This is a genomic window from Paraburkholderia xenovorans LB400 (assembly GCF_000013645.1).
Lineage (GTDB): Bacteria > Pseudomonadota > Gammaproteobacteria > Burkholderiales > Burkholderiaceae > Paraburkholderia > Paraburkholderia xenovorans.
Genome location: NC_007951.1, coordinates 3504230 through 3523648 on the forward strand (window position 1 = coordinate 3504230; position 19419 = coordinate 3523648).

18 protein-coding genes are annotated in these 19419 nt (G+C 61.9%); 3 read left to right on the plus strand and 15 right to left on the minus strand.

The window, feature by feature from the left end:
• Nucleotides 1-23: 23 nt before the first annotated feature.
• From BXE_RS15565 to BXE_RS15590, 6 genes are all read right to left on the minus strand, one after another.
• Nucleotides 24-470, minus strand: a complete 447-nt coding sequence (locus BXE_RS15565) for a hypothetical protein (protein ID WP_011489233.1) — start codon at nt 468-470, stop codon at nt 24-26.
• On the minus strand, nt 467-988 hold the full coding sequence (locus BXE_RS15570; protein WP_148222952.1) for a hypothetical protein: 522 nt from the start codon (nt 986-988) through the stop codon (nt 467-469). Before BXE_RS15570 ends, BXE_RS15565 begins: the two co-directional genes overlap by 4 nt.
• 5 nt (nt 989-993) lie before the next feature.
• Nucleotides 994-1227: a hypothetical protein gene (locus tag BXE_RS15575; RefSeq protein ID WP_038457587.1), complete on the minus strand. Its 234-nt coding sequence runs from the start codon at nt 1225-1227 to the stop codon at nt 994-996.
• Nucleotides 1228-1368: 141 nt separating this feature from the next.
• Nucleotides 1369-1686 carry a hypothetical protein gene (locus BXE_RS15580; RefSeq protein ID WP_011489235.1) on the minus strand — a complete coding sequence of 106 codons (318 nt, stop codon included), beginning with the start codon at nt 1684-1686 and terminating at the stop codon, nt 1369-1371.
• Between the two features lie 764 nt (nt 1687-2450).
• The gene (locus tag BXE_RS45880) at nt 2451-2846 is read right to left on the minus strand and encodes a hypothetical protein (RefSeq protein ID WP_148222953.1); all 396 of its coding nucleotides are present in this window, start codon (nt 2844-2846) and stop codon (nt 2451-2453) included.
• A 183-nt stretch (nt 2847-3029) separates the two neighbouring features.
• Nucleotides 3030-4394 carry a tyrosine-type recombinase/integrase gene (locus BXE_RS15590; RefSeq protein ID WP_011489237.1) on the minus strand — a complete coding sequence of 455 codons (1365 nt, stop codon included), beginning with the start codon at nt 4392-4394 and terminating at the stop codon, nt 3030-3032.
• Nucleotides 4395-4826: 432 nt separating this feature from the next.
• Between BXE_RS15590 and sixA the strand changes: the two genes are divergently transcribed.
• Together sixA and BXE_RS15600 are read left to right on the plus strand one after the other, a co-directional pair.
• Nucleotides 4827-5285 carry a phosphohistidine phosphatase SixA gene (sixA, locus tag BXE_RS15595; protein ID WP_011489238.1) on the plus strand — a complete coding sequence of 153 codons (459 nt, stop codon included), beginning with the start codon at nt 4827-4829 and terminating at the stop codon, nt 5283-5285.
• Between the two features lie 334 nt (nt 5286-5619).
• Nucleotides 5620-6432: a GNAT family N-acetyltransferase gene (locus BXE_RS15600; RefSeq protein WP_011489239.1), complete on the plus strand. Its 813-nt coding sequence runs from the start codon at nt 5620-5622 to the stop codon at nt 6430-6432.
• A gap of 147 nt (nt 6433-6579) precedes the next feature.
• Here BXE_RS15600 and ppx read toward each other — a convergent pair whose 3' ends face one another.
• Nucleotides 6580-8205 carry an exopolyphosphatase gene (ppx, locus tag BXE_RS15605; RefSeq protein WP_038457582.1) on the minus strand — a complete coding sequence of 542 codons (1626 nt, stop codon included), beginning with the start codon at nt 8203-8205 and terminating at the stop codon, nt 6580-6582.
• 201 nt (nt 8206-8406) lie between these two features.
• On the opposite strand from ppx, the gene ppk1 reads away from it, so the two are divergent.
• Entirely contained in the window at nt 8407-10470 is a 2064-nt protein-coding gene (ppk1, locus tag BXE_RS15610; protein ID WP_011489241.1) for a polyphosphate kinase 1, read from the plus strand.
• Nucleotides 10471-10718: 248 nt separating this feature from the next.
• On the opposite strand, the gene phoR is transcribed toward ppk1, so the two are convergent.
• From phoR to glmM, 8 genes are all read right to left on the minus strand, one after another.
• A complete protein-coding gene (gene phoR / locus BXE_RS15615; RefSeq protein ID WP_011489242.1) occupies nt 10719-12032 on the minus strand; it encodes a phosphate regulon sensor histidine kinase PhoR in 1314 nt (437 codons plus the stop codon).
• A 136-nt stretch (nt 12033-12168) separates the two neighbouring features.
• A complete protein-coding gene (gene phoB, locus BXE_RS15620) occupies nt 12169-12870 on the minus strand; it encodes a phosphate regulon transcriptional regulator PhoB (RefSeq protein ID WP_006051991.1) in 702 nt (233 codons plus the stop codon).
• 26 nt (nt 12871-12896) lie between these two features.
• On the minus strand, nt 12897-13601 hold the full coding sequence (phoU, locus tag BXE_RS15625; protein ID WP_011489243.1) for a phosphate signaling complex protein PhoU: 705 nt from the start codon (nt 13599-13601) through the stop codon (nt 12897-12899).
• A 28-nt stretch (nt 13602-13629) separates the two neighbouring features.
• Entirely contained in the window at nt 13630-14478 is an 849-nt protein-coding gene (gene pstB, locus BXE_RS15630) for a phosphate ABC transporter ATP-binding protein PstB (RefSeq protein WP_007181025.1), read from the minus strand.
• 17 nt (nt 14479-14495) lie between these two features.
• Complete coding sequence (gene pstA / locus BXE_RS15635) at nt 14496-15392, minus strand: phosphate ABC transporter permease PstA (RefSeq protein ID WP_007181024.1); 897 nt, start codon at nt 15390-15392, stop codon at nt 14496-14498.
• The gene (gene pstC, locus BXE_RS15640; RefSeq protein WP_011489244.1) at nt 15389-16390 is read right to left on the minus strand and encodes a phosphate ABC transporter permease PstC; all 1002 of its coding nucleotides are present in this window, start codon (nt 16388-16390) and stop codon (nt 15389-15391) included. The genes pstA and pstC overlap by 4 nt, the downstream gene beginning before the upstream one ends.
• 137 nt (nt 16391-16527) lie before the next feature.
• Nucleotides 16528-17559 (minus strand): phosphate ABC transporter substrate-binding protein PstS, encoded by a 1032-nt coding sequence (gene pstS, locus BXE_RS15645; RefSeq protein WP_038457577.1) that lies wholly within the window; start codon nt 17557-17559, stop codon nt 16528-16530.
• A gap of 483 nt (nt 17560-18042) precedes the next feature.
• Entirely contained in the window at nt 18043-19401 is a 1359-nt protein-coding gene (gene glmM, locus BXE_RS15655; protein WP_011489247.1) for a phosphoglucosamine mutase, read from the minus strand.
• Nucleotides 19402-19419: the final 18 nt, after the last annotated feature.

Below are 19419 nucleotides of genomic sequence, written 5' to 3' on the forward strand. Positions count from 1 at the left end.
GTTCTCCGTAGTCCAAAATCGGCTCACAAAACTACTGGAATTACAGGCGGTGCGCCGCCGATTGCCTTCGTCAACATCGGCGGGAATTTGTAACGATCCATCCACGCAGATTTCCGGCCAAAAAATTCGGTTTGCTCTCGACCTGCCTGGTCTTTCGAAACAACGGCACGCAGTTCCGGCGACGCATGCGCGGCGGCAATGACGGCATCCCGTACCTTTGCCTCGGTCTGCGCGAGCCATTGTCCGGTCGCTTGAGGACTGGGTTCGGCCCGTACGCTCAGCGGAACCGACTTCGGCAAAGTCGCCTGTAGTTGACGTGTCAAGCTACGGCGTAAATCATCAGGACTCAGGGCGTCGGCCTTGCATGCGTCGATGATCCCCACCGGCAAACCAGCGGCCTGCACTACGTCTGAATACGCGTGGGCGATCTGATCGAACTGCACGGTAACTTTCGGGTCTTGGCGCATCATCCAATCTCCGGCAAGCTGGTGATAACACCGGATGCGATTTCGGCTTGCGTTGCGCGCCACGCTGCCTCATATGTTGCGGCTTGCTGCGGCGTCGGCGGTGTCTTGCAGATTCGCAATTGCTCGTACATGTCGCCGCAAAACGGGCGCATCCACGTACCGCGCTTCGTCTGACCGGGCTGTAGCTCAAACGTAAAGTGGGGTCTGTCGGCTTGGTCTAGGGACTTGACCATGCGCAGGCCATCTTTCACGGTCGCGCTGTCGGCACGAGCGCTCAGGATGGACACGAGGTCCGGGTTCTCGCCGCGCCGGATCGCCGCGCTCAGCTCCATCACCTGATCGACGGTCAGGTTTCGGGCAGTGGCCCGGAGGATTGCCCTGTCGGTCTCACGCGAAGCCGCGTCTGCTCTTGCGGAGTCGGCGCGTTGCTTCGCGAAGTAGTTATCGACCTTCACTTCTTTGGCGCGGCGGTCGATTTCCGAACGGGACATATCCCAAGATGGTCGACTTCTGATTGCCATGATCTCTACTCCTTCATACCCTTCATATATCGGGCGCGGGTCTGTTCGCGCAAGGCTTCGCCGTATCTCTCGGCCAATGCGTGATCTTCGGCAAGCCACTCATAAAAAGAACTCTTCCCCACGCCCGCGCTTTCACACGAACGCGACAGTGGTTCCCCACGGGCGACATTTTCCAGAATTAACTGGATCGTGCTGTCTGGAATCAACCGGCGTGGAATGGGTATCCGCTCTTCGATCACGACTTACTCCAAAGTCAGGCGGACGAATGTCCGTAGACCAAGTATGGCGGCTCACAAATCGGCGGTCGAGAATTTAATCAGTAGTCCCGCACTTGATTGCGTAGCGCATCCTGTTACGCATGCGGGCGAGAGGGGTTTGAATTATTTGCCGCAGAAGACACGCCAGTTCGCACAGAAAAAATCGGCGTGCGGGTGCTGTAGTTCCTCGGCGCTGTACTTGATCCGTGCGCCCTTCGCGGTGGCGACCCGTACGAAGTCCGGCCAGTCAAGAAGGATGCTGAGGATCAACCGGTCAGGATCGAGTCCGGCTTTCCATATATCCGAAGCTGTGAGGTTCAGATAACCGCGCTGGCGTGGTGTAAGCGCCTGTCCGGTGTGATCCTCCCACAGCGCCGCCCACCGCGATCGCACGCGCTTGACCTGTCGGCGGTCGGGATCGAATTCAGGCATGCTCAACATGATGGTCCTTCACCTGATAAGTCAAAAGCCGGATTCTTTCTACCTACAAAACTGGTAAGGCGAGAAACTGGTAAAGCGAAAATCAAAACCAGAGTAGGGCTGTCAGCCCTTCGGATACCAGGTATGCAAGCGGACATTCTTCCTAGGCTCGCTGTCAAAGTTACCCCAAGGGGAGCCTGTATCTAGACTCCACCTCGGGCGACACGGATCACGTCTTCCTGAGTTATCCGTCCGATGGTCTTGAAAATGGTTGCCATCGGTTGACAGACTTGAACGCGCCATGCTCCGCGCCCCACTCGGCTCTGTCAGTGCTCACGTCAGGGGAGCCAGTAACCGGAAGGCTTTCGCATACCCCACGGCCAAGGTTCGCCGCTGGTGCCGGTTGCTGATTGATCGCTACTGCGCTGCTGTCCCGATAACGCGGCTACGTCCCCACCGCTGGTCCTTGTGACCCGGTTGACCACGCTCACGACTCGCCGACCCGGCTGGTTAGCCCTGCCATCGGTGAACCGGTCTGGTGGCCGGAAAGCAAAAACCCCACAAGATGCTTTGATTGGAGCTTGAGCTTGGCGAGCCAACGGCAACCGTCTCGGCGAAGAGTAGAAAGACTTAACCGGTTGCCGCATGCAAGCCCCAATCGAAACGTCCTGCGGGGTTCATATGCTGTTCTACTCTTCGCGTTGTCTGGGTTGCCTTCCACAGACGGGATCATTGTCGGACTATCGTGAGCCCATGCCCAGCGCGCAACCGGATACATTCGACACTTACGGCTGATGCTGTTCGAGAAACGATCGCACGACCCCTGCCGTCCAATAGGGGCGTTTGTTGCTCGGGCCATCTTTGCCTGTTGGTTCAGGAATATTCCCGGCATCCACGCGGGCGTAAAACGCGCTGGCGCTGATCTTGAGCAGCCAGAGCCAGTTCGATACGCGGACCCGTACTAGGTCGTTGCTCAACTCGGCCATGCTGATCGGTTTGGGCTTCTGGTGTCCTCCACCGACCCGCTTGACCTTCGTTGTCGGCTCAGGAGTTGGTGACGGCGCTGTTGACGACGAGGCCGTCGGCGTCGAGGTCGGCAGTGCTGGTGCAGCGGAGGCGGATACGACTGGGGGAGTGAGAACAACGGCTTCGCCGTCGTGCTTCTTGGCTGAAACGACCATGTGCGGAATCTCCGATTGGTTCGGAAGACTCCGCAGGCCCTTTGCGGTCCGAAAGGCACCGACACGCCACATGGTTTAGGTGAATGGCACTACGTATCGGGCAATCAAATCTTCGTGGCTCCGACTGAAACCACAGTGACGAGGATACGCCGCTCACAAATCGGATGCAAACGGGTAGAACCGTCAGGCGACGGATGCATTCGGCAGGGTCAGCACATTGTCGGTCTTCAATGCCTGTAAGCGCACACCGAGTGCCGCCCACGCCTCGGCCATCTCCTTCGAGTAGTCGTGTTGCAGGTACACGCGATCGAGCTTGTCACTGCGTGCGTGATTCAGGCAACGGTGGACGATGGACTCCGGTACGCCAAGCGACTGCATAAGCGTCCCCGCCGTGCGGCGAAGGTCATGGCAACGCCATTGCCCGCCGTCGAGCGCGAGCGCGTCCACCTTCTCCGTCCTGCCCTTGATCGGTTCCCCACTGGTCCGCTGGCGATCGGCAAGCTGCTTGCCCACTGCCTGATTGTTGAGCGGCTTGGTTCGGTCGTTACGGCTCGGAAACACGTAGTCGCTGCGATCCTCAACCGGCAGGGCGTCACGTGCATCCGCAAGTGTCTGGAATTGCGCGAGTGCGAAGTCAGACAACGCAACTTCCAGCGCCACACCTGACTTGGTGTGTTCCTTCGGGATCGACCAGCGACCGGTTTGCAGATCGACATGCGCCCACTTCGTGGCGACGGTCTCACCGATACGGGTGCCGCACGACAACATGATCCAGATTGCGGCGCGCGTTGTGAGCGGCAGGTCGGCGGCAGGAACGAGCTTGGCAAGCTGCCTGATCTCCGCCTCGGTCAGCACGCGGGTTCGCTCGTTGTCGGCAACCGGATCGTAGTCGCCGCTCACAATGTCCTCCGGCTTGATCGCCAGTACGTCACTGGCGGCGAGTAGCCGCTTGTATGGTTGATTCTGGTCGCCCCAGCGAAACATCTGCTTCAGGTCGGTGAGCAACGCTGTAGCCTGCCGGTTCGCTCCTCCGTCAGATATCCGGGTCAGGATCGGTTGCACGTCCGACTTGTAGATGGTCGTCAACAGCTTGGTGCCGATCTTCTTCAGCACGAACAAATTGAACGTGCGTTCGATTTCCTTGCCCTCGTCTTTCCGGCCACGTTTGCCACGCTTCACGCTGATCGTGGGGAACCATGCATCGTACAGATCGCTCACGGTCAACGCCTCGGCCTTGCGCAGCGCTTCGGCGGCTTCCCGGTCGCGCCGGTCAATTTCACGCTGCTCGTTGGGGTCGCGTCCATCCTTGACGAGTGCGCGCGCGGCGTCCCGGTTCTTCCTGATCTTCGGCAGGCTCGCGGCGGGCCATGTGCCAATCGCGGTATCGCGGGTCTTGGCCTGCCACTTATACCGATACCAAAAGGTCACAGAAACGCCGTCACCGGCCTTGCGGACCCTTCCCCATATACCACCCTCGTCCCGGATCGTCGTGCCGATATCGGCGGGTTTTAGAGCTTCCAGTTCTTTTACAGTGAGCTTGCTTGCCATTTCCTTGACCCCAACTTTGACCCCAACCGAACTCCCGGATGATACCGGATAAAAAATCTATGTAACAGGATGCACACTTCCTTGAATCGCTTTCCTGTCAGTGGTTTTGCCCGGTCACATCCTGAAGTGTAGTCGAGGTGTCGGGAAGCTCAATAACTGATTTGGGATCAGAGGGTCGAAGGTTCGAATCCTTTCGCTCCGACCACGAAAAGCAACATAAAACCCGCGTAGCCTCCGGCTTCGCGGGTTTTTGCTTTTTGGGCTCATGCCTGCGATATACACGGTAGCGCATGCAGTCCGGCGTTCCGCCCGAATGATTCGCCTGAGCCATCGCCTTGCGGCCACACGGCGCCGCATGCGACAGTGATTGAAACCCGGCGCATGCCTGAACAAACGGGCTCGAGCGCCGCAACCAGAGTGAAGGAGACACGCATGGATCTGATTCTCTGGCGTCACGCCGAAGCCGAAGACATTGCCAGCACCGACCTCGCGCGAGCGCTCACCACCCGGGGCCGAAAGCAGGCGCAAAACGTCGCCAAATGGCTGCGCATGCGGCTGCCCGACGACGCCCTCGTGCTCGCGAGTCCGGCCGTGCGCACCATCCAGACCGCCGAGACCTTGAGCGACCAGTATCGCGTCGTGCGCGAACTCGCGCCCAATGCGAGCGCGGACAACGTGCTCGACGCAGCCGGATGGCCGAGAGGCATCGCGCAGACGGTGGTGATAGTCGGCCATCAACCGACGCTCGGCCATGTTGCCGCGCGTCTGCTCGGCAATAGCGAAGCAAGCTGGCCGCTCAGGAAAGCCGGCGTATGGTGGATTGCAAGCCGTGAACGCGACGGCGACGACCAGGCCGTGCTGCGCGCCGCAATGAGCCCCGATCTGGTCTGATCCGGTTCAACCGGGCCCGCGCCCTGAAACGCCAAAGCCCACACGGCGCGCGAACGCCATCGCGCCGCTCGCATCGGTCAGACAACTCATTTCACTGCGCCGGGATCACACCGTCCCGGCGCTCGACTCACCCTCGAATCGCCGCGGCCCATCGCACCACTCCCCGCCTTTCGCGCGACGACAACACTTGCCGACACCACTCGCGACATTACAAGCCGCGAGCACGCAGCTTACGCGCAGTCATCCAATCGTCATGGGTTTGCCATGCGAGCGTCACCAGGCGTTACTACATTGGCGAAAAAAGAAATCTCCCTTTTTTCGACCAGGACCCCCCATGCGAGAACTGCCGACGCCTACCCTGCCCCTCGCTTCGATCTTCGAGTCGCGCCGTCTGCCGCGCGCCGAAGAAACGGTCACCGCCCAGCATCGTCTGCAGGTTACGTGGGCGCGTACCGACGAGGAACTGCGCGAGGCCCAGCGTCTGCGCTACCGCGTGTTCGCCGACGAAATGGGCGCACGCCTGACGGGCCCGGCAGGTCTCGACGTCGATCCGTTCGACGCCTACTGCGATCACCTGCTGGTGCGCGATCTCGACACGCTGAAAGTGGTCGGCACGTATCGCGCGTTGCCGCCGCATCAGGCTGCGCGTATCGGTCGCCTGTATGCGGAAAGCGAATTCGACGTGTCGCGCCTGACGCACCTGCGCGCCAAGATGGTCGAAGTGGGCCGCTCATGCGTGCATCCCGACTATCGCAGCGGCTCGGTGATCATGTCGCTGTGGGCCGGCCTTGCCGCCTATATGAAGCACAACGGTTACGAGACGATGCTCGGCTGCGCGAGCGTCGCGATGGTCGACGGCGGCCACTATGCGGCGAATCTGTATTGCTCGGTGCGCGACAACGCGCTGACGGCGCCGGAATATCGCGCATTCCCGCACACGCCGCTGCCGGTGGATGAATTGCAGACGGGCGCCGAAGTGGCACCGCCGCCGCTGGTGAAGGGCTATCTGCGACTCGGCGCGAAGATTTGCGGCGCACCGGCATGGGATCCCGACTTCAATACCGCGGACTTTCTCACGCTGTTCCGTTTGTCCGATATCAATGCACGTTACGCTCGCCATTTCCTCGGCGACGCGTTGCCGCGCTGAGCGGACCCGCTCACGCGACGCGCGTTGATGCGCGTCGGCGGAAATAAATGGCTGCGAAAAAACGGCCGCAAAAAAAGCCCGGCGTGTGCATGCCGGGCTTTTTCATTCATGCGCCTCGCAGAAGGCTTCAACCGGCTTCAACCCGCTTCAATCGTCCGTATAAACCACACGATACGGAATGCCGACCTTCTCCCACTCCGCGGCTTCCTGAATCAGGCTGTAGTCGGTGAGCGGATTGTTGCTCACCCACTCGTTCGGCAAACGCGCCTCATAACCATTGTTGACCTGCGCCACCGAAATGCCCGGCAAGCCGACATCCGCACGCCGACGGCACAGCAGCGCCGCGAGTCGTAGACAGAACAGCAGCGGCCACTCCACTTCGCGCGTTTGCGAGAGCTTGCCGAGTTTGCCCGCGTGGCCGAGCACGAGCGCGGCGAGCCGCGCCTGGTCGGTGCGCGAAAAGCCTGGCATATCCGCGTTGCTGGCAATGTAGGCCGAATGCTTGTGATACGCGCTGTGCGAGATGGACAGACCGATTTCGTGCAGCGCCGCCGCCCAACCGAGAAACATGCGGTTCTCCGCCCGGCGTTCTTCGTCGGGTTCCTCGAACTGGTCGTAAAAGCGCACCGCGAGTTCGCCGATACGCCCCGCCTGCGCGCGATCCACGCCGTAGCGGCGCATGAAGCCCTCCACCGTCACCGTGCGCATGTCTTCGTGTTGCGAGCGGCCCAGCAGGTCGTACAGCACGCCCAGACGCAACGCGCCGTCCGTGGTGTCGACGTATTCGACGCCCAGTTCGTCGAACACCGCAATCATGATCGACAGGCCGCCGGCCAGCACCGGAATGCGATCGCCCTTCAGCGCGACGAGCTTCAGCCGATTGACGTTCTCCGCCTTGATCAGCGCGCGCTTGAGCCGTTCGAGGCCGCCGCGCGAAATGCCGTGCGTGACGCCCGCGTCGTTGAAGCCGTTCGCCTCGACCAGTTCAGCGAGCGCGCGCGCCGTGCCCGACGAGCCGATCGCCTGCTCCCAGCCGGTTTTCTTGTACTCGGCGGAAATGATCTGGATTTCGCGCCCGGCGGCGAGCTCGGCCTGGCGCATGGTGTATTCGTCGACATTGCCGGCCGGGAAAAATGCACGGCTATGGCTCACGCAACCGATATACAGACTCTCCATCTTGATCGGCGTGTAGTGCGAGCCGATGATGAATTCCGTCGAGCCGCCGCCGATATCGACCACGAGGCGTTTGCCGGGACTCGCGGGCACGGAGTGTGCGGCGCCTGCGTAGATCAGGCGCGCTTCTTCGCGCCCGGCGATCACTTCGATCGGGAAGCCGAGCGCGGCTTGCGCCTCGCCGAGAAATTCGCCGGCGTTCTTGGCGATGCGCAGCGTATTGGTGGCGACCGCGCGGACGTGATCGGGATGAAAGTCGCGCAGACGCTCGCCAAAGCGCTTGAGGGCGTCCCAGCCGCGCACCTGCGAAGCGCGGTCGAGCATCTTGTCGCGCGACAGGCCGGCGGCAAGACGGACCGGTTCGCGCAACGCGTCGACCTGATAAATCTGGCTGCCCGCGTCGGTTTCCTCGACCCGGCCGACGATCAGCCGGAAGCTGTTCGAGCCGAGATCGACGGCAGCGAGGAGTTGTGGCGTAGTGACCATCGAGTAAGCGGACTCCATGCGCGCAAGCGCGGCGGCGGTGGATGCGTTGGGAGCCGGATGTCCATTCGACGCCTTGGGCGCCTTCTGGCCGGCCGCGCTGTTCAAAGACGCCATTCTAAGCGTACCGGACCTCACGATGTCACCTCGCAGCGTTGGGGGGAGCTATGGTCCCATATGAACTGCGTCATATTGACGACACGCAGCGAATCCGGCGTAAAATTTAAAAGATCGAGAATGTCATAACAACGTCATCATACTGTGAGAATTTCCGAGCGTCTTTCCGCCTCTCTTCCTGACATTCCATTCTCGCTGCCGATGTCCATCCGCTACCCCTTATTGAATCGCGAGCTGGGCATTCTGGGTTTCAACGAGCGTGTGTTGGCACAAGCTGCCGACCCAGCCGTCCCTTTGCTTGAACGCCTGCGCTTCATCTGCATCACCAGCAGCAATCTCGACGAATTCTTCGAAGTCCGCATGGCCGGACTGCAGGAGCAGATGCGCGACAACCCCGGCGCACTGTCGCCGGACGGCATGTCGCTGCAGCACGTGTACGACCTCGTGGTCGAACGCGCGCAGAAGCTCGTGCACCGTCAATACACCATGCTGCACGACACGGTGCTCACCGCGCTCGAAGCGGAAGGCATCTATTTTCACGGCACCGAAGCATGGAACGAGGCGCAGACCGAATGGGCGCGCAACTACTTCTTCGACGAACTGCTGCCGGTGCTCACGCCGATCGGTCTCGATCCGGCGCATCCGTTTCCGCGCGTGCTCAACAAGAGCCTGAACTTCGTGGTCGAACTGGAAGGCAAGGACGCGTTCGGCCGTCAGGCGATGATGGGCATCGTGCAGGCGCCGCGTGCATTGCCGCGGCTCGTACGCATGCCGCAGGAACTATCGGGCTACCCGCATGGCTTCGTGCTGCTGAGCTCGCTGTTGCAACGCTTTGTCGGCGAGCTGTTTCCGAACCTCGTCGTGCGCAGTTGCAATCAGTTTCGCATCACGCGCAATAGCGAACTGTTCGTCGACGAAGATGAAATCACCAACCTGCGTGTCGCGTTGCAGGGTGAGTTGCCGGCGCGGCATCTGGGCAACGCGGTGCGGCTCGAAGTGTCGGCGGAAACGCCCACGCATGTGGTGCGGCGCCTGCTAGACGAAAGCAGCCTCTCCGACAAGGACTGCTATTACGCCGACGGCCCCGTCAATCTGGTGCGGCTGATGCAGTTGCCGGAGATGGTGGACCGCCCCGATCTGAAGTTCGTACCGCATATTCCCGCTATTCCGCAGCAGATCGCCAACAGCGCCAGCATGTTCGACGTGATCGATCAGGGCGACGTGCTGCTGCATCATCCGTACGAAAGTTTTCAGCCGGTGCTCGAACTGTTGCTGCAGGCCGCCAAAGATCCGAACGTGGTGGCCATCAAGCAGACCATCTATCGCACCGGCACCGATTCGCCGCTGATGGACGCGCTGATGCAAGCCGCGCGCAATGGCAAGGAAGTCACGGTGGTGGTCGAACTGCTCGCGCGCTTCGACGAAGAAACCAACATCAATTGGGCCTCGCAGCTGGAAGCGGTCGGCGCGCACGTCGTGTACGGCGTGGTGGGCCACAAGTGCCACGCGAAGATGATGCTGATCGTGCGGCGCGTGTCGGCCGGCGGCAAGACCACGCTCAAGCGTTACGTCCACCTCGGCACCGGCAACTATCATCCGCGTACCGCGCGTCTTTACACCGACTTCGGCCTGATGACCGCCGATCAGAAAATCTGCGAAGACGTGCATCACGTATTCCAGCAACTGACCGGCATTGGCGGCGAACTGAAGCTGCACGAGTTGTGGCAATCGCCGTTCACGCTGCATCCGAAACTGGTCGAGGCGATTCGCGCCGAAGCCGAGCATGCGCGCGCCGGCAAGAAAGCGCGCATTGTCGCGAAGATGAACGCGCTGCTCGAACCCACGGTGATCGCCGAGTTATACGAAGCCGCGCAGGCCGGCGTGAAAATCGATCTGATCGTGCGTGGCGTGTGTTCGTTGCAGCCGGGCGTGGCGGGCCTCTCGGAGAACATCACCGTGCGCTCGATAGTCGGGCGCTTTCTCGAACATCACCGCATCTTCTACTTCTACGACGACGGCCGCGAACAGGTGTATCTGTCGAGCGCCGACTGGATGGACCGCAATTTCTTCCGGCGCGTGGAAGTCGCGTTCCCGGTCAACAACCGGCGCCTCAAGCGGCGCGTGATCGCCGAAGGCCTGTCGGCATTTCTCGGTGACAATCAGTCCGCGTGGCTGATGCAAAGCGACGGCCACTACCGGCGCCGCCGGCCGGGCAAGTCTTCGCGCAACGCGCAGATGAGTCTGCTGGGGAAATTCTGTTCGTGATGCATGATGGTCGGGCTCGCCCGGCGAGCTGAGCTCGCGACGACACTCGTCACCGCCGTTGAGCAAGGCTTTTCTCGCTTTGGAAAGGGGCTTTCCCGGCGACGGGCGGCGTCGGCCTCAAAATCACCTGCATGCGGTTATTCAGCGCGGAGTCGCTATCGCCTCATGATTTGAGTCGATTATGCGGTCAATCGACTCACGGTGGGCTACGCGAGCATGCCGAATCAATGCTAACAATGCATTCGCGCTCAAACCGGCGCCGGTTGCCGACGCGCGGTGCGGTACACCGGAAAGCGCACCGTGAACGTGCTGCCGCGCCCCTCTTCGCTCTTCACATCGAGCTGTGCGTCGTGACGCTGGAGCACATGTTTGACGATCGCAAGTCCGAGGCCCGTGCCGCCGGTATCGCGTGAACGGCTGCGATCGACGCGATAGAAGCGCTCCGTCAGCCGCGGAATGTCCGCGGCGGGAATACCCAGTCCGCTGTCCGTCACGGAAAACACCGCATGGCCGCCCTGTGCGTGCCACGACACCCGGATCGCGCCGCCGTCCGGCGTGTAGCGGATCGCGTTCGTGACGAGATTGCCGAATGCGCTGAGAATTTCCGTTTCGACGCCGGTGACCGTGAGCCCTTCGTCGGCATCGAACACGATCTTGTGATGATCGCTCGACAGGCTCTGCGCGTCGTCACGCAGATGCCGCAACACCGCACGCATGTCGATCATCTGATCGCTCGGCGGCTTGTTGTCGCCCTCCAGCTTGGCGAGCACCAGCAGATCGCTGACGATATGGCGCATGCGCGAAGCCTGCTGCTCCATCAACTCCAGATAGCGTGAACGTTCGCCTTCGCTCAGCGGCAACTCGCGCATGGTCTCCAGAAAACCGGAGAGCACCGTGAGCGGCGTCTTCAATTCATGCGAAACATTCGCGACGAAGTCGCGCCGCATCGCGTCGGTCCGTTCGAGTTCGGTGATGTCCTGCGAAAGCACCAGTTTGCGGTTTTCGCCGTACGGAAACACCTGCACCGAGAGCACGTTCTGACGCTTGTCGCCCATGCCGCGCATGATCAGCATCTCTTCGTACCGATGCGAATTCAGGTAACGGACGAAATCGGGCTGACGCACCAGATGCGTGATGTGCTGGCGCAGATCGCGCTTCGCATCCAGCCCGAAATGGAGTTCGGAGATGGCGTTGCACCACTCGATCTGGTCATGATCGTCGAGCATCGCCACGCCGTTCGGCGAAGCCTGGATCGCTTGGATGAAACGCGAATGCTGCTGCTCGACCTGGCGCACCTGGGCGTGCCAGCGCTTCGCGAGCTTGTGCAAACGGTAGTAGATTTCGCCCCAGATGCCGGGAGCGCTCGGCACTTCGCCGTAGACCGGCGCGTCGAGCAGACGCCACAGACGCTGTTTATGGAAAGTGCTGAAAACGCTCTGCGCGAGCAGCATGACGATCGCGAGGACGAGCGCTGCCTTGACGTTCACGAGTGCGCCGACCACCACGCACAGAACAGCCAGCAGCACGACCGACACGATGGAGCGCGCCCAGATGATGTTCATGGTCTAGCGATCGAAGAAAAAACCCATGCACCGGAATCTGAATCGCGGCGCCTGACATTGCGAAGGGTGACGAGAAGCGTTGCGAAGATGACGTACCCGGCGCGTGCGGCCCGCACGCCGCCACCGTGAACGCCGGTCAGGCGCTCTTCGCGAGCCGGTAACCGCTGCCCCGCACCGTCTCAATCATAGCATCGCAGCCGGCCGGCTTGAGCGCCGCGCGCAGGCGCTTGATATGCACGTCGACCGTACGCTCTTCGACGAACACGTGATCGCCCCACACCTGATCGAGCAACTGCGTGCGGCTGTGCACGCGCTCCGGATGCGTCATGAAGAAGTGCAGCAGACGGAATTCGGTCGGACCGAGATCGAGCTTGATCTCGCTGCCTTCGGCATGCGCGGCCACGCGGTGTGTGGCCGGATCGAGCTTGAGGCCGTTGATCGCGACCACGTCTTCGGTCAACTGCGGCGCACGGCGGCGCAACACCGCCTTGATGCGCGCCATCAGTTCTTTCGGCGAGAACGGTTTGGTGACGTAGTCGTCGGCGCCGATTTCGAGGCCGAGCACCTTGTCCTGCTCGTCGCCGCGTGCGGTCAGCATGATGATGGGGATATGCTTCGTGCGCTCGTTGTTGCGCAGATCACGCGCGAACGCAATGCCCGATTTTCCCGGCAACATCCAGTCGAGCAGGACGAGGTCGGGCAATACGTCGCTGATCAGGTTCTGCGCCTGCTCCGCGTTGTACGCGCGAATCGGGCAGTGTCCGGCGTGTTGAAGATTGACCGAAATCAATTCGGAAATGGCGGGCTCATCTTCAATGACGAGAATGCTGCTGGGCATCGGCACCTCTGGTCCTTATATCTGGATTAACTGAGCGCTTCGCGTTCGAGCGCGTCGCGTGACTTGTGCCGCACGTCCGTGCCCTTGACGATGTAAATGATGAACTCGGCAATGTTCTTCGAATGGTCGCCGATCCGCTCGATCGCCTTGGCGATGAACAGAAAGTCGAGGCCCACCGAGATCGAACGCGGATCTTCCGTCATGTACGAAATCAGCTTGCGCACGAAAGCGCGGAACTCTTCGTCGATGGCCTTATCGTCGCGCACGATCTGCGCCGCGGCGACCGTGTCGAGGCGCGCGAACGCATCCAGCGCGCGGCGCAGAATCGACACCGCCATTTCGCCCGACAGCTTGATTTCCGCAATGTTGATGGTGCGCGAGGCGCCGTCTTCCATCAACCGCTTGGTGCGCTTGGCGATCTTTTCGGCTTCGTCGCCGGCGCGTTCGAGATTCGTGATGGTCTTCGAAATCGCGATCAGGAGGCGCAGGTCGCGCGCGGCCGGCTGACGGCGCGCGATGATGTTGCTGCACTCTTCGTCGATTTCAATTTCCATCGCGTTGAGGCGTTCTTCCGCGGCGATCACCTGTTCGGCGATGTCGAGATCGAATTCGTTGAGCGCCTGCATGGCCTTGACGATCTGCGATTCGACCAGGCCGCCCATTTCGAGCACCTTGGAGGAAACCAGGTTCAGATCGGCGTCGAACTGGCTGGACAGGTGTTTGTCGGACATGTCGTACTCCCTTGTTTGGCTCGGCGACTTAGCCGAAGCGGCCAGTGATGTAATCCTCGGTTTCCTTGCGGACCGGCTTGATGAAGATCTTTTCGGTGTCGCCGAATTCGATCAACTCGCCGAGGTACATGTAGGCAGTGTAGTCCGAACAGCGGGCCGCCTGTTGCATGTTGTGCGTGACGATCACCACCGTGTAATCGCTCTTCAATTCGGCGATCAGTTCTTCGATACGGCCCGTGGAAATCGGGTCGAGCGCCGAACACGGCTCGTCGAGCAGCAGCACTTCCGGACGGATCGCGATTCCGCGCGCAATGCACAGACGCTGCTGCTGGCCGCCCGACAGACCGTAGCCGCTCTGCCCGAGCTTGTCCTTCACTTCGTTCCACAGCGCGGCCTTGGTCAGCGCCCATTCCACGCGGTCGTCCATTTCCGAGCGCGGCAGCGTCTCGAACATCTTCACGCCGAACGCAATGTTGTCGTAGATCGACATTGGAAACGGCGTCGGCTTCTGGAACACCATGCCGATCCGTGCGCGCAGCAGCGAAATATCGCGCTTGGTGGTCAGCAGATTTTCGCCGTCCATCAGGATCTCGCCCTCGGCGCGCTGCTCCGGATAGAGCGCGTACATCTTGTTGAGCGTGCGCAACAGCGTGGACTTGCCGCAACCCGACGGACCGATAAAGGCGGTCACCTTGCCTTCGGGAATCTGCAGGTTGATGTTCTTCAGCGCGTGATACTTGCCGTAGAAGAAATTCAGGTCGTTGATCTCGATCTTCGGGCGCGACGGCGCTTGCGATTGACCGCTCTGGGCGGGGTCGAAACCGGCGGGCGCGGTGGGACGCGCGATCGGATTGAGTTGAGTTTCTGCCATATTCATCGGATTACACTCCGCCCTTACTTGTTCGTGAAGATCGTGCGCGCGAGGATGTTCAGTCCCAGCACCGCGAGCGTGATCAGGAAGACGCCGGCCCACGCGAGCGATTGCCACTGCGCGAACGGGCTCATCGCAAACTTGTAGATCGTGACCGGCAGGTTCGCGACCGGCTGGTCCATGTTCAGCGAGAAGAACTGGTTCGACAGCGCCGTGAACAGCAGCGGCGCGGTTTCACCCGCGATACGTGCCACGCCGAGCAACACGCCGGTGACGATACCCGCGATCGAAGCCTTCAGCGTGATCGACAGCACCATCTTCCACTTCGGCGTGCCGAGTGCGAAAGCGGCTTCACGCAGCGCGTTCGGCACCAGTTTCAGCATGTTTTCCGTGGTGCGGATCACGATCGGAATCTGCAGCAACGCGAGCGCGAACACACCGGCCCAGCCGCTGAAGTGGCCCATCTTCGCGACAACCAGTGCGTATACGAAGAGACCGACCACGATCGAAGGCGCCGACAGCAGAATGTCGTTGATGAAACGCGTGAAGCTCGCGAGCCAGCCCCTCTGGCCGTATTCGGCGAGATACACGCCGGCCAGAATGCCGATCGGCGTACCGACGAACGTGGCGAGCCCAACCAGCATCAAACTGCCGACGATCGCGTTGGCGAGGCCACCGCCGTCGGTGTTCGGCGGCGGCGTCGATTGCGTGAACAGCTCGACGGACAAACCGCCGACACCGAGGCGCAAGGTCGTGTACAGAATCCAGATCAGCCAGACCAGACCGAACGCCATCGCGGCGAGCGACAAGGTCAGCGCGACCGCATTCTTCATGCGGCGGCGCCCTTGCAGACGCACGCGCATCGCTTCGAGCGCGGCGGCGTCGGTCGAACCCGGCATATTCAAAGTGGGCTGGCTCATTTCGCGCCCTCCCCTTTTTCGAGACGAAGCAGCATGATCTTCGAAATCGCCAGCACGATGAAAGTGATCACGAACAGAATAAGGCCGAGTTCCATCAACGCCGACGTATGCAGGCCCGGATCCGCTTCGGCGAATTCGTTGGCGAGCGCCGACGTAATGCTGTTGCCCGGCGAAAACAGCGACACGTTGTCGAGCAGATTGGTGTTGCCGATCACGAACGTCACGGCCATCGTCTCGCCGAGCGCGCGGCCGAGACCCAGCATGACGCCGCCGATCACGCCGCTCTTGGTGAAGGGCAGCACGATCTTCCACATCACTTCCCACGTCGTGCAGCCGATGCCGTAAGCCGACTCTTTCAGCAGCACCGGCGTGACTTCGAACACGTCGCGCATCACCGAGGCGATGTACGGGATGATCATGATCGCGAGAATCACGCCCGCGCACAGGATGCCGATGCCGATCGGCGCGCCCTGAAACAGCGCACCGACGAAGGGAATGCCGCCGAGCACCGCGCCGAGCGGCTTCTCGAACCACGTCGCGAAGATCGGCGCGAACACGAGCAGGCCCCACATGCCGTACACGATCGACGGAATCGCGGCGAGCAGCTCGATCGCGATGCCGAGCGGCCGGCGCAGCCACGCGGGCGCGAGTTCGGTCAGGAAAAGCGCGATGCCGAAGCTCACAGGCACCGCGATGATGAGTGCAATGATCGAGGTGGCGATCGTGCCGTAGATCGGCACCAGGGCGCCGAACTGCTTGCTGGGTGGATCCCAGTCGGCGGTCCACAGGAAGCTGAGACCGAATTGCCTGATCGACGGCATGGACGCGACGATCAGCGAAACGATGATGCCGCCGAGCAGCAACAGGGTGATGATGGCGGCGAGGCGCGCGAGACCGCCGAAGATCACGTCGCCGGCCCGCCTGGGCGCTTTCTGCTGCGATGCGCTGCCGGGCGGGGTGGATCTGCTCGCGCCGGACGCTAATTGGATATCGGACATGAGAGCCTGATGGACCTGTTTCCAGTTGCCGTATGACACGTGTCGTGCGGCCGGTGGTGCCGGGGGGTTAAAGCCGTTGGCCGTCCTCACAGGAGGACGGCCAACGTGTTACGTACTGCAGATGCTGTGCGCCTGACTTACTCGGCGATTGCCTTGCCCGACGTGTCCTTCACCTTCGACTTCCACTGCGTGCGGATTTCCGACACGACCGAATCCGGCAGCGAGATGTAGTCCAGATCGTTCGCGGCTTGCGTGCCGTTCTTGAATGCCCAGTCGAAGAACTTCAGCGTTTCGGTGCCTTGCGCCGGCTTGTCCTGTGCCGTGTGAACCAGCACGAACGTTGCGCCGACGATCGGCCATGCGTTCTTGCCCGGCTCGTTCGTCAGGATCTGGTAGAACGACTTCGACCAGTCCGCGCCTGCTGCCGCTGCCTTGAACGTGTCCGTCTTCGGCTCGACCACTGCACCCGACGAGTTCTTCAGTGCGACGTACGTCATGTGGTTCTGCTTCGCATACGCCCATTCCACGTAGCCGATTGCGCCCGGCAGACGTTGCACGAAGGCCGCGACGCCGTCGTTGCCCTTGCCGCCCGTGCCCGTCGGCCAGTTGACCGTCGAACCTTCACCCACCTTCGACTTCCAGTCTGCGTTGACCTTCGACAGGTAGTTCGTCCAGATGAAGCTGGTGCCCGAACCATCGGCGCGGCGGACCACGGCGATGTCGGTATCCGGCAGCTTGACCTTCGGGTTCAGCGCAACGATCGCCGGATCGTTCCACTTCTTGATCTTGCCCAGGTAGATGTCGCCGAGCACTTCGCCCGACAGCGTCAGTTCAGCCGGCTTCACGCCCGGCACGTTGACGACCGGCACCACGCCGCCGACCACCGTCGGGAACTGGAACAGGCCTTCCTTGGCGAGCTCGTCGTCCTTCAGCGGAGCGTCCGAACCGGCGAAGTCGACGGTCTTCGCGACGATCTGCTTCACGCCGCCCGACGAACCGATGCCCTGATAGTTAACCTTGCCGCCACCGGACTTCTGGTAGGCGTCAGCCCACTTCGTGTAAATCGGTGCTGCGAAGGTGCTGCCCGCGCCGGTGATGTCTGCGGCTTGCGCTGCGATCGCGAAAAGCGCGCCAGCGACGCCAGCGAACACGGTTTGCATCAATTTCATGAGACCTCCAAGGTGTGAGCGGTGTGAGCGAGTAACACGAACACCGCGAAGCTTAGGGTCTCTTTGTGACAAAAACGTGACTTATCGTGAAACGGATGTGACAGTGGGATTACTGGGGTGAAAGGCGCTTGCGCGGAAAATCCGCCTGTTTGGCTGAGGGTGGGTGCGTTGCAGTACAGATTAGACGAAAAAGACGAGGCGCGAACGTTTGCGTGTGTGTGGGGCTGTGGGGCTGTGGGGCTGTGGGGCTGTGGGGCTGTGGGGCTGTGGGGCTGTGGGGCTGTGGGGCTGTGGGGCTGTGGGGCTGGTGCGGCTGGTGCGGCTGGCGGGGCTGGCGGGGCTGGCGGGGCTGGCGGGGCTGGCGGGGCTGGCGGGGCTGGCGGGGCTGGCGGGGCTGGCGGGGCTGGCGGGGCTGGCGGGGCTGGCGCGCGGCGGGACGATCTTGCGATGTCCCGCCGCGTTGTGCCACGAAGGCGGCGTGGCTTACGCCGTGGCCTGCTTCACCGCGCTGGCGATCGACTCCGCATACTGAACTGCGTCGGCGACATTTTCAGCTTCCACCATCACGCGCAGCACCGGCTCGGTGCCGGACGCGCGGATCAGCACGCGGCCGCGCCCGTTCAGCGCGTCCTCAGCCTTGGCGATGGCGCGGCGGATCACGTCGCTGCCCTTCCAGTCCGCGTCGGGCTTCATACGCACGTTGATCAGCTTTTGCGGGAACAGCGTGACGCCGCCGAGCAACTCGGCGAGCGTCTTGTCGCTGCGCTTCATGGCCGCCAGCACCAGCAGCGCGGAGACGATGCCGTCGCCCGTGGAATGGCGGTCAAGAGAGAGAATATGGCCGGAGCCTTCGGCCCCGAGCTGCCAGCCGTGTTCGCGCAGCTGCTCGAGCACGTAACGGTCGCCGACCGCCGCGCGGACGAACTTCACGCCGGCTTCCTGCAGCGCCACCTCCACCGCCATATTCGTCATCAGGGTGCCGACCGCGCCCTCCACCTTGCCCTCGGTCGCGATGCGATCCTTGACGAGGATGTACAGCAACTCGTCGCCGTTATAGAGACGGCCTGCGGCGTCGACCACCTGCAGGCGGTCGGCGTCGCCGTCGAGCGCAATGCCGAGATCGGCATGATTCGCCCGCACGGCGCGCACCAGCGCATCCGGTGCGGTCGCACCGACTCCGTCGTTGATATTGAAACCGTTCGGCGCGACGCCGATCGGAATCACGTCGGCGCCGAGCTCATGGAACACGTGCGGCGCGACGTCATACGCGGCACCGTGCGCGCAGTCGACGACCAGCTTCAGACCGCGCAGATCGAACGCGGCCGGAAAGGTGCTCTTGCAGAACTCGATATAGCGGCCCGCTGCGTCGTCGAGACGCCGCGCCTTGCCGAGTTGCTCGGATGCCGCGCAGGCGAGCGGCTGGTCGAGCTGCTCTTCGATCTGCGCTTCCACTTCGTCCGGCAGCTTGTTGCCGTCGGCGGAGAAAAATTTGATGCCGTTGTCGTAGTAGGGGTTGTGCGACGCACTGATGACCACGCCCGCGGCGAGCCGCAGCGCGCGCGTCAGATAGGCGATACCAGGGGTCGGCATCGGGCCGGCCAGCATCACATCCACGCCCGCGGCGGAGAAGCCCGCTTCGAGCGCCGCTTCGAGCATATAGCCCGACACCCGCGTGTCTTTACCGATCAGCACAGTTGGCCGCGTGCCCGTCTTCGCCCAGCGGTCCGCGCCCGCCAGCACCTTGCCGGCCGCGTAGCCGAGCCTCAATACAAATTCCGGCGTGATAGGCCCTTCGCCGACTTTGCCGCGAATGCCGTCCGTTCCGAAATAACGACGTGCCATGTTTTATATTCCTCCTTG